The organism is Bacillus sp. AFS041924 (genome assembly GCF_002577195.1).
Lineage (GTDB): Bacteria > Bacillota > Bacilli > Bacillales > Bacillaceae_G > Gottfriedia.
Map to the genome: position 1 here is coordinate 44,363 of NZ_NULG01000011.1, position 10,326 is coordinate 54,688.

The 10,326-nt window shown below is 31.1% G+C and carries 13 protein-coding genes; 5 read left to right on the plus strand and 8 right to left on the minus strand.

Annotated features, from left to right (window positions below):
• The first annotated feature begins 20 nt into the window (after nt 1–20).
• A complete protein-coding gene (locus COC46_RS22565) occupies nt 21–152 on the plus strand; it encodes a hypothetical protein (RefSeq protein WP_255294807.1) in 132 nt (43 codons plus the stop codon).
• 261 nt (nt 153–413) lie between these two features.
• On the opposite strand, the gene COC46_RS04175 is transcribed toward COC46_RS22565, so the two are convergent.
• Together COC46_RS04175 and COC46_RS04180 are read right to left on the minus strand one after the other, a co-directional pair.
• Nucleotides 414–2,030, minus strand: coding sequence for a M20/M25/M40 family metallo-hydrolase (locus COC46_RS04175; RefSeq protein ID WP_098808499.1), 1,617 nt, complete (start codon nt 2,028–2,030; stop codon nt 414–416).
• 152 nt (nt 2,031–2,182) lie between these two features.
• Nucleotides 2,183–2,638 carry a hypothetical protein gene (locus COC46_RS04180; protein ID WP_098808500.1) on the minus strand — a complete coding sequence of 152 codons (456 nt, stop codon included), beginning with the start codon at nt 2,636–2,638 and terminating at the stop codon, nt 2,183–2,185.
• A 297-nt stretch (nt 2,639–2,935) separates the two neighbouring features.
• On the opposite strand from COC46_RS04180, the gene COC46_RS04185 reads away from it, so the two are divergent.
• The gene (locus COC46_RS04185; protein ID WP_098808501.1) at nt 2,936–3,367 is read left to right on the plus strand and encodes a VOC family protein; all 432 of its coding nucleotides are present in this window, start codon (nt 2,936–2,938) and stop codon (nt 3,365–3,367) included.
• Nucleotides 3,368–3,515: 148 nt separating this feature from the next.
• On the opposite strand, the gene COC46_RS04190 is transcribed toward COC46_RS04185, so the two are convergent.
• From COC46_RS04190 to COC46_RS04210, 5 genes are all read right to left on the minus strand, one after another.
• Nucleotides 3,516–4,298 carry an SDR family NAD(P)-dependent oxidoreductase gene (locus COC46_RS04190; protein WP_098808502.1) on the minus strand — a complete coding sequence of 261 codons (783 nt, stop codon included), beginning with the start codon at nt 4,296–4,298 and terminating at the stop codon, nt 3,516–3,518.
• A 304-nt stretch (nt 4,299–4,602) separates the two neighbouring features.
• Complete coding sequence (locus tag COC46_RS22105; protein WP_098808503.1) at nt 4,603–4,770, minus strand: hypothetical protein; 168 nt, start codon at nt 4,768–4,770, stop codon at nt 4,603–4,605.
• Nucleotides 4,771–4,962: 192 nt separating this feature from the next.
• Complete coding sequence (locus tag COC46_RS04200; RefSeq protein WP_098808504.1) at nt 4,963–5,373, minus strand: Fur family transcriptional regulator; 411 nt, start codon at nt 5,371–5,373, stop codon at nt 4,963–4,965.
• A 7-nt stretch (nt 5,374–5,380) separates the two neighbouring features.
• Nucleotides 5,381–6,217 (minus strand): metal ABC transporter permease, encoded by an 837-nt coding sequence (locus tag COC46_RS04205; protein ID WP_098808505.1) that lies wholly within the window; start codon nt 6,215–6,217, stop codon nt 5,381–5,383.
• Entirely contained in the window at nt 6,214–6,996 is a 783-nt protein-coding gene (locus COC46_RS04210; protein WP_098808506.1) for a metal ABC transporter ATP-binding protein, read from the minus strand. Before COC46_RS04210 ends, COC46_RS04205 begins: the two co-directional genes overlap by 4 nt.
• A 265-nt stretch (nt 6,997–7,261) precedes the next feature.
• Here COC46_RS04210 and COC46_RS04215 point away from each other — a divergent pair, with 265 nt between their 5' ends.
• The 3 genes from COC46_RS04215 (at nt 7,262) to COC46_RS04225 (ending at nt 9,145) form a co-directional block, all read left to right on the plus strand.
• Complete coding sequence (locus COC46_RS04215) at nt 7,262–8,131, plus strand: YitT family protein (RefSeq protein WP_098808507.1); 870 nt, start codon at nt 7,262–7,264, stop codon at nt 8,129–8,131.
• Between the two features lie 340 nt (nt 8,132–8,471).
• Nucleotides 8,472–8,723 (plus strand): DUF2624 family protein, encoded by a 252-nt coding sequence (locus tag COC46_RS04220; protein ID WP_098808508.1) that lies wholly within the window; start codon nt 8,472–8,474, stop codon nt 8,721–8,723.
• Between the two features lie 122 nt (nt 8,724–8,845).
• A complete protein-coding gene (locus COC46_RS04225; protein WP_098808509.1) occupies nt 8,846–9,145 on the plus strand; it encodes a hypothetical protein in 300 nt (99 codons plus the stop codon).
• Between the two features lie 131 nt (nt 9,146–9,276).
• Here the strand turns inward: COC46_RS04225 and COC46_RS04230 are convergent, their stop codons facing one another.
• Nucleotides 9,277–10,170: a deoxyribonuclease IV gene (locus COC46_RS04230; protein WP_098808510.1), complete on the minus strand. Its 894-nt coding sequence runs from the start codon at nt 10,168–10,170 to the stop codon at nt 9,277–9,279.
• Between the last annotated feature and the right edge of the window lie 156 nt (nt 10,171–10,326).

A 10,326-nucleotide genomic window follows, 5' to 3' on the forward strand; every position in this document is an offset into this window, starting at 1 on the left:
AAGTAAAGGAGATGTTTCAATTGAAAGATCGCAAAAAGCAAAACAGCTTAATAAGAGAAAGAAGAGAAGATGAAATAAATAATGTTAATGAGCGTCAAAATAATAATCAACCACTTCCTCAACCAAAGGATATTGAAGAAATAGAATATTAATCGCTAAAATGATAAAAATCCACAAGAGAATTAACATTCTTGTGGATTTTTTGCGAATATGTAAAATTTTGTTCAAAACTATACCCATTTTAAAGATTTATGATTGGTTATCTATAAACATAACTCTCATTCTGGCATTTATTAAGCTAGATCAAAGGTATATTACAATCTATCAACGAGTCTCAAAGAAATGTTAACGACGTTCACAACTTTATCAATATTGTTCAATTAATACTCGTTTCTGAGGACCAGGTACATCGATTAGCTTCTATTCATTTTACTAACCATATGAATCACTTCTTCTACTATAAAAGGTACTTCTTCAAATGCGTTTCTCATATGTAATCGCTCAGTTAGCTTATGGGCATCCTTTCCGAATGGGCCAATATTTAATACAGGAGCATTTAGTTTTTCCATTAAACTAAAAGGCAAAGTATAACAATCTCCCCATACTGGTGTGTTTTTCTCAAATGCTGTCCATCCGCTCGATGAGTCACTATAATTAACATAGCTTAAATCACTAATTCCATTAAAATAGTGAATTCGTTTTACAGGTAAATTAAATTGATTACTAGCAAGTTCAGAAGAAAACTTAATACATTGCTCAACTAATTCATTTCCAGTGGAATTTATTGCAGGATAATACGGTGGTGCAAACAAAATGATAATTGCTGGTGCAAGATCCTGACATTGAATCATTAAATAATCTGCAAGCCTAAATGATTTCTCTCGATCATCCCACTCGCTATGAGAATATATTTCTTTTTTAAGATTCAGTATACAATCCTCACCTAGTTTATCAATTGCATACTTATATAATTCTTTATACTGAATAACCTTTACTTTTCCGATCGTATTCACGTTATGCTTTTTACATATATTTGCATATTCAATATTGCATTCTTCAGCAGCTTTTAGTGCTATTTTTTCAAATAGATTAAAAACTTCAGAAGCATTTCTTTTCATTAAAAATACATTGTACAGCGCGCCTGAACGAAATGGAGTTTGTGTGGAATACTCTAACCTCAAATCCTTTTGCTGCAACGTAACTGGTAAAGGCGTTATTTCATCAAAATCAGTTTCTTGAAATTCGTCATTCCATTCCATTTTTCTTGTTAAAAATGAGGCAATATATGGTGATGTTATTCCACTTAACGGTTCCCCTGCATGAGTTTCTTTTCCATAAAATAATGCTGCTGGCATAATTTTACCAATTGTACCAGAGTAAATATAATACTTTGGATCTCCTGGTTCTTGTGTAAATACAGGCTCACCATTTAAAAATAATTTATAATTTAAATCATATTCTTCCTGAAGATTTACTAGTGTTGATACTGCGTCGCGCATTCCAGCTGAATTTACTTCTTCATCAGGTACTGTTAATAATAGAAGATTAATCGGCCATTTCTCAGTACTAGCTTTCTCAATTATACTCATGTGCATCGCAAGTCCCATTTTCATATCCATTGTGCCACGACCAAATAAATACTCACCAGATTTCACATCAGTTTGTACTTCTTTGGATAATTGATCAAGTCTTTCTTGAAAAGCCTTTGTTAATTCATCCGTTTTTGTAGATAGATGTTCAAGTTCACCATATTCTTCTGTATTAACGGTGTCAAAGTGACTTATAAGACAAATCGTTTCTTTTACTTCTGGGTGTTTATACAATGCGGTTAAAAATTTCCTGCCTTTATCAGAATCTTGTAGCTTCAATTGATTAGGTAAGTCTCGAAAATAATGTAATTCAGCTAGTTTTTTATATAACTTAATTGGGAATTGAAGTTCACCCTCTGTTAACGTAATACTTTTCCAGCTAACTAGCTCCGTAAGTAATGATTTCAAGCTCTCAGGTGTATTCCAAAGCATTTTATTCATTTTTTACCCCCATAATCAGTTTGTAGTTCGCTTTTAATCTATCTAATATCTCACCTATTCTAGAAAAATAACTTAATACCTTTTTAAATTATTTCACTGTTGAAAAATAAAAAACCATCTATTTCTAGATGGAAAAATTGACAAAAACTATTCTATAATTGTGCACCATTAATATTCCACACAATAAATGTACACATAAAGATTAATCCGAATAAGAGCATTAATATAAAGCCCGATAATTTTGCTAATCCTTTTTCTTCTTTTATAATTGCTATTACACCCGTAATTAAGCTCGCTAAAAGACAAATATAATAAATATAATAAGATATAACCTTTATGCTATTTAAAGTTTCGATTGTAAATGCAAAAACTGCACTAACTAAACTTCCTAAAACAAAAAAATATGCTAACTTACCAATTTTTTGGCTAAATTTTATTACTCCATTTGTTATAATTCCAAAGCAACCTGTAAGTGAAAGCCAAAAAATTCCTTCTAAAATTCTTCTACTAACAATTGGCAAAGGCTTAGCAAAGTGGCCTATATAAGAAATAACTATTACAAATAATAATAGGAAGACATTTCTTCTATATTTTTTGAGCTCCTGCAAACTACTCAGCCTCCTAGGCTATAAGTTTAGTAAAACATCTTGCCCTATTGCATACTATTCAACAATAGATGGAATTCCCCTCTATTTAACGAATAAATTAACAATCAAAAAGAACAAAAGTTCTCGTTTCATGTCGAAACAATTAAAATAAATCATTATTGCAAACATATGTTCTTTATCTTATAATTTATATATAGATAGAATAGAATATGGCAATGGTCAGACAAGCGTTCATGAATACCTAGTTTAAGTTCTTTCAAATCAATAAAAACTAATTTTAATCAAGGAGTGACGTGAATGTCAGTAGAATTAATCCCTTATTTAATCATGGATGGAAATGCACAAGAAGCAATAAGTTTTTATGAAAAAGCGCTTGATGCAAAAGTATTATTTAGTCAAACCTACGGAGAAGTTAGTGGAGATTCAGAAGGAAAAGTCCCTTCAGATGCTAAGAATTTAATCATGCATGCTACCATCCAAATCGGTGAATCAGTATTAATGCTTTCAGATACTTATCCCGGTTACCCATTCCAAAGTGGAAACCAAGTAACAATTTGTATTTCTACAAATGAGATTGAAATTTCAACACGATTTTTTGAAGGACTTTCAGATGGTGGTGTAGTAGAATTACCATTACAAGACACTGGATTTAGTCCATGTTATGGTAAGGTAGTTGACAAATTTGGCGTATTATTCCAAGTATTTACACACCCTGCTGGACAACAATAATATAATTTATTAATTCCTCAACTATTCATGAATATATTGCCTTGTTTCATTTTACATAGATCTATACTACCAAAATGCTTGTCGGAATTCGTACATAATTTAGTAGAACGAAAAACGACTCAATCGCATATGATTGAGTCGTTTTTTATTATATTCTTCTTTGGATATGTCTTACGACGTTCGTAACTAATTTTCTTGGCATGAATCGAACAGAATTTGCTAGTATTTTATTCGTTGTTCCAGGAATTACAATCGTCTTTCCGTCTTTAAATCCTTTATAAGCTACTTTAGCAACATCTTTTACATTTCCTACTCCACTTTGGAATAAATTTGATTCATGCATATTAGCGCGATTTCCAAAATTCGTTTCAGTTGCTCCAGGACACACAGCAGTTATCATAACATTCGTTCCTTTCATTTCATTCGAAAGTGCTTCTGAAAAAGAAAGTACATACGACTTTGTAGCATAATAAACTGCCATTAATGGTCCCGGTTGAAATGCTGCAGTAGACGCAATATTCATCACGCCACCTTTATTTCGTTCAACCATACCAGTTAAAAACAGTTTTGTAAGATGTGTAACAGTACGTATATTTAAATCAATCATGTTTAACTCTTCATCTAAATTTGTATTTACAAACTCTCCAAATGTCCCAAACCCTGCATTATTCACTAAATAGTCGACTTGAATATTTACTTTATTTAAATCCTTTTGTAAAGAAATAATTTCATCCTCTTTTGATAAATCCTTTGAGAATATATGAATCTTTACTATTGACTTTGATTCAATTTCATTTTTGACTTTCATTAAATTATCAATTGATCTTGCTACTAAAACTAAATTGAATCCATCCTTTGCAAATAAAAAAGCTAATTCCTTTCCAATACCACCGGATGCACCTGTAATTAATACTGTTTCATTTAATTTCATCGTTTTTCTCCTACTTTGAACATTTATAATAGTTAATTAACTCCATTAAGATTATACGTTTAAACATTTAAACATATATGTTGAAATTTACTATACCTTATAAATCGAAAAAAGACAATAATATTTATTGTCGCAGTGTGTAAACATAGTCCAAAAATTTGATTTTCAGACTGGATGTAAGCGCTTGTCTTTCGAGGCGCGNNAACGGTAATGAGCACCGCTTTAGCAGGCGAAGCAACGAAGAAAGCGAGCGGTTGGCGGGCATTTTGATATTTCAACACTTTTAAGTCAAATTGTCTCTTGTCTACTTTCCATTTTTTAAATTTTCATTTATTTTATCAAGTTTTGCCTCAAGTCTCTGCATTTGAAGCATGTATTTTTTAAGAAATCGAAAAATAAATACCGCAAAAATAATAATAACAATTGGTATTAAGATGACAAACAACTGAAATATTATATCTCCTATAGCCATATATTCTCTCCTTTGTTTTTCATTTGAACAATTTACCTCTAATTAAAGTATAAACTAAATTGGAAAATTATGTATTGAATTTCAATCCAACTACTTCAGGTTACTAATTCTACAAAATAAAAACGAGAGTACAATTTGTACTCTCTTACGTATGCACACTAATTTTCACTCTGATTGTAGTATGTATTAGCTTCAACTACAATCTGGACAAAGACCGTAAATTTCAAATTTATGACTTTGTACCGTATAGCCAGGTAAATCAACCGATAAATTGTCCATTGGACATCTATAAATACTTTTTGTATTTCCACAATCTAAACAAATAAAATGATGGTGATGTTCTGATGAAGAACACTTTGAACGAAAACGTTTTTCTCCTTCTAGTTCTGTTACTTCAACTACATCCACCTCGATAAACGTGGATAAATTACGATAAATTGTATCGAAGCTAAGCCCTTTGTATTTATCTTTTAAAGCTTGTTGAATATCTCTTGCAGTTACATATTTATTTTGCCTAAAAATATACTCGAGCATATCATAACGTTTAGGCGTATTTTTGAAACCTCTTTCTTTTAATAATTTTGATGCATCTGCTAATTTCATTTAATCACTACCTTTGACTTGTTCTTAATTTCTTCAAACTTAAAGTAAAAATAAGAATAAGGATTTGCAGGATTACAATCGTACCACCAGGCGCTAGATTTAAATTATAAGAAAGTAAAATACCTGCAACAACTGAAAGCTCTCCAAAAATAATTGAAAAGAAAATAGTTTGCTTAAAACCTTTTGAAATACGTATGCTTGCTGCTACTGGTAGAGTCATAAGTGAAGAAACTAATAATACGCCTACAACTCTCATAGAAATGGATACTACTAAAGCAACTAATAATATAAACAAATAATGTATCCATTTTGCATTTATTCCTGAAGCAACTGCATATTCTTCATCAAATGATAATAGGAACAATTCTTTGTAAAGTACTATGATAGATATTACTACTAATACTGCTATAATTATGACAGTTATTAAATCTTCACCTGAAACAGCACTTACACTACCGAATAAATAACTAAAAAGATCTGTATTAAATCCATTAGCTAATGAAATTAATATAACACCTAATCCCATTCCACCTGAAAGTATAATTGGAATTGCTAACTCTTGATAATGTCTATATACACTTCTTAATTTTTCAATTAAAAATGCTCCAGCTACCGAAAATGTCATCCCCATAAATAAAGGACTAATAAAACCAGAAGTAAAGAAAAACTTTTCAAGTAAAAGACTTGCTGCAACTCCTGACAAAGTTACATGACTTAAAGCATCAGATATTAGTGATAATCTTCTAAATACAACGAATACACCTAATAATGGAGCCATCACTCCAATAATCATTCCAGTGATTAAAGTATTTCTTAGAAAATCATAATGAAAAAAATCCATCATATTCTATCTCCTCCATCTTCGTGTTCGTGATTGTGAGATAGTACATGTACAGTGTGGCCATATAGAAGAGATAAATCCTTCTCAGTTGCATCTTTAAACTTATCTCGACTACCATGGAAATGGAGTCTTTTATTTAAGCATGCAACATGTGATACTTTATCAGTAATAATGCCTATGTCATGTGATACTAATAATAAAGTGATACCGAGCTTGATATTTAAATCGCTAAGTAATTGATAAAAGCTTTCTACATTTTCAGCATCTACCCCAACAGTTGGTTCATCAAGTATTAATAGTTCTGGATCGCTTACAAGTGCGCGGGCAATGAAGACACGTTGTTGTTGGCCACCTGAAAGTTCACCAATATTACGATTTGCAAACTCATACATTCCAACTGATCTTAAGGCATCTGCAACTTTTTGTTTATGAGATTTTTTAAAACCGTTAAATAAGCCAATTTTTGAAACAAGCCCTAAAGATACTACTTCAAATACTGATGCTGGAAATCCAGAGTTAAAACTATTTGCTTTTTGAGATACATAACCAATTTTTTCCCAGCTTTTCATTTTTCGAATATCTGTACCAAATAACTCTATTTTTCCTTCATCTGGTTGTTGAATCCCTAATATACATTTTAGTAGAGTTGATTTACCGCTACCGTTTGGTCCAACTAAACCTAAAAAGTCTCCTTTTTTAACTTGAAGATTAATGTCTTTTAAAACCTTTTGCCGTTCATAGCTATAAGACAAATCTTCAATTTTTATGATATTTTGACTCATTTATTTAAACACCTTCATCTATTTAGGAATAATTACGTTTTACTTCAAGCTCTTAGTATAAGAGAATACTTCATATTTGTAAACAAAGAAAACTCGGTAAAGGTTTTATTATTTATCGATTAATTTCATCATTTTCCATACTTTAAAAGGCTTAATTTTAGTAGTTAAATTGTAATACAATTTTAATAAATAAGCTTTTTTACTTTGTGACGAAATATACAATATGTTACAATTAACATATAAATATAGATAAAGAGGTGGTTTTTTGAACACAATTACACATCGTAAGCTTTCAAATTTCAAGATTATTAGACGGGGGTTTTTTATTACTTTAGGAGCTGTGTTAATGGCAGTTTGCTTAAAATCTTTCTTTATTCCAACTGATATAATTGACGGTGGAATCGTAGGTATCTCTTTGATCCTCTCCCATATTACTTCGATTAATCTAGGTATTTTCCTATTCTTATTAAACTTACCTTTTGTAATAGTAGGTTATAAGCAAATTGGTAAAACATTCGCTATTTCAACATTATATGGTATAACTGTACTTTCAGTATTTACCTCCCTTTTTAAGGACATTCCACATTTAACAAATGACCCATTATTAGCTGCATTATTTGGTGGTTTAGGTTTAGGAATAGGAGTAGGCTTAGTCATTCGTAATGGAGGCTCACTCGATGGCACAGAAATTATCGGAATACTATTAACAAAATCATCACCTTTTTCAATTGGTGAGGTTGTTATGGCATTTAATGTATTTATTCTAGGAAGTGCAGGCTTTGTATTTGGATGGGATAATGCTATGTATTCATTAATTGCCTATTATGTAGCTTTTAAAACAATTGATCTAACGATCGAAGGATTCCAGGATACTAAATCTGTATGGATCATTAGTGATAATGATAAAGAAATTGGGGATGCACTAAATGCTCGATTAGGTCGAGGTGTTACGTATTTTCATGGCGAAGGTGGCTTTATGGGTGAAGATAAAAAAATCATCTTCACAGTTATTTCTCGACTTGAAGAAGCAAAATTAAAGTCAATTGTTGAAGACTATGATGAAAATGCTTTCGTAGCAATCGGAAATATCGCTGATGTAAAAGGTGGAAAATTTAAAAAGAATGCAATCCATTAATTTTAAACAAAAGCTTGAATTCTATTATGAATTCAAGCTTTTATAGTTTAATAGTTTAATTGATTAGTTACTTATTTTGCCTTCACGATCTCATCATTCATATACTTTAACGCCTTAGTAATTAAGTTCCTGGATTCATAGTTGCAATCTCTCCCTTAACGTTAATCTCTTTATAACAACTGCTATTTCCTGCTTTTTATCGCAATTTCCTCTTCTTCAAAAAGCTTTTTTACCCATTATTTCTGAAAAATTAATTGGAATTAGTGTCCTATGCTCATTATTTTTAATGACCTTTCATAAAATTTATTGATGTAATATTTCATCTAAGAGGAGGTCCAGAATGAATATTATCCAAACTCTCGTAAATAAAAAGGTCAATAATATAACACCAAAAGACCTTTTAAAATTAAGCCAGCAATATCAAGTGTATATTACGCCAGATCAAGCCAATAAGGTGGCTGCAATATTAAACGGAAAAAATTACAATATTTATGATGCAGAGCATAAAAAACAAATTCTTGCCCAAATTGAAAATGTTACTTCTAAAGCTACAGCTCAACAAATCGACACTATTTTTCAAAAATTAACTTAACTTAAGCCTGGTTTAAATGTTCATTAAAAAGCGTTAATTAATAACTCTACTCATTTCACATATCATATAATGCTCATACAACGTATTGCCACTAAATCTAAAACGAAATGAGAGGGATTAATATGGATTTACATGAGCTACATTATGAAATTGTATATTTAGACAAAGAAACAGAGCACGAACTTAAGTTTAATCATTTGTTTCATTTGGATGATTTAAGCCATAACCTAGCTCTTAATATCGCAAGTAGTTTAATCGAACGTGATAAGGCAAATGTGGTCTATATTAAATTATTACATTTAGATGAACACGATCACGAACAAATTAATAATGTTGTCACTGTAAAGCGAATAAAAGATGGGAAAATAATCGCTTCATATATGGATAGTAAGTTAAAGAAAGTTGTAGAGATGGTTTTATAGAGAAGATAGAATTACCCCTAACTATTTTGTTAGGGGATTTTTTTTTGTTTAACTTAAGGTTCAAAAGATTTTCATAGCTAATTGGAAAAAAGAAGATAAAACAAACTTAAATTGGGCTGGTTTTCATTAAATTAAGCTTTCAATAATTCCTGAATGAAGCTTTCATTGAATTCTTGATTGCGTAACATTTCAATTTCTAATTTATATGGTGCGACTTTATTATTTTTATCCTCACCAACGTATGGAGTTTCTAGTATTTTAGGGATGTCCATTAATTGTGGATGATGAACAATATAGTTTAATGCCTTGAATCCAATTGTTCCAAAGCCAATGTTCTCATGTCGGTCTTTTCGGCTTCCCATTGGGTTCTTACTATCGTTAATATGAAGTACTTTTATTTTATCAATACCAATTAAGTGATCGAATTGGGCTAAAACACCATCAAAGTCATTCACGATATCATAGCCAGCATCATTAATATGGCATGTATCCAAACAAACTGATAATTTATCGTTGTATTGAACACCTTCCATAATTCTCGCTATTTCTTCGAATGATTTACCACATTCAGAGCCTTTTCCTGCCATAGTTTCAAGCGCAATTTGTATAGGAGTATCAGCAGTTAGTACTTCATTTAAACCTTGAATAATGCGATCTATACCAGCATCTTCACCTGCGCCAACATGAGCTCCCGGATGTAATACGATTTGTTTTGCTCCTAGAGCAGCTGTACGGTCTATTTCTTTTTGTAAAAACTCAACTCCTAGTTCATAGGTAGCTGGGTTTGTTGTATTTCCAATATTAATGATATAAGGCGCATGGACAATAATATCTGCAATTCCATTTTCAGCCATATGTTTTAAACCTGCTTCAATATTTAAATCTTCTAGTGCTTTACGACGTGTATTTTGAGGTGCACCTGTATACACCATAAAAGTATTTGCACCATAGCTTGCTGCTTCTTCACTAGCGGCTAAAAACATCTTTTTTCCGCTCATAGAAACATGAGATCCAATTCGTAACATTCTTTCAACTCCTAGCTTAATTAATCATAGTTATCATTTTAACATGAAAATCATACATGGTTAAATGGAATGGTTTGATAAAAAAAGTAAAAGAAAGGAATATTCTTCCTTTCTTTCAGTGTGTAGACAAAGTCCTAAAAATTTGATTTTCAGACT

What these genes read in the sequence shown, in the direction of transcription:
- COC46_RS04225 (WP_098808509.1), top strand. Translation starts at nt 8,846, where the DNA reads ATGGATTTACATGAGCTACATTATGAAATTGTATATTTAGACAAAGAA.
- COC46_RS22105 (WP_098808503.1), bottom strand. Translation starts at nt 4,770, where the DNA reads ATGGCTATAGGAGATATAATATTTCAGTTGTTTGTCATCTTAATACCA.
- COC46_RS04175 (WP_098808499.1), bottom strand. Translation starts at nt 2,030, where the DNA reads ATGAATAAAATGCTTTGGAATACACCTGAGAGCTTGAAATCATTACTT.
- COC46_RS04185 (WP_098808501.1), top strand. Translation starts at nt 2,936, where the DNA reads ATGTCAGTAGAATTAATCCCTTATTTAATCATGGATGGAAATGCACAA.
- COC46_RS04220 (WP_098808508.1), top strand. Translation starts at nt 8,472, where the DNA reads ATGAATATTATCCAAACTCTCGTAAATAAAAAGGTCAATAATATAACA.
- COC46_RS04230 (WP_098808510.1), bottom strand. Translation starts at nt 10,170, where the DNA reads ATGTTACGAATTGGATCTCATGTTTCTATGAGCGGAAAAAAGATGTTT.
- COC46_RS04210 (WP_098808506.1), bottom strand. Translation starts at nt 6,996, where the DNA reads ATGAGTCAAAATATCATAAAAATTGAAGATTTGTCTTATAGCTATGAA.
- COC46_RS04200 (WP_098808504.1), bottom strand. Translation starts at nt 5,373, where the DNA reads ATGAAATTAGCAGATGCATCAAAATTATTAAAAGAAAGAGGTTTCAAA.
- COC46_RS04205 (WP_098808505.1), bottom strand. Translation starts at nt 6,217, where the DNA reads ATGATGGATTTTTTTCATTATGATTTTCTAAGAAATACTTTAATCACT.
- COC46_RS04190 (WP_098808502.1), bottom strand. Translation starts at nt 4,298, where the DNA reads ATGAAATTAAATGAAACAGTATTAATTACAGGTGCATCCGGTGGTATT.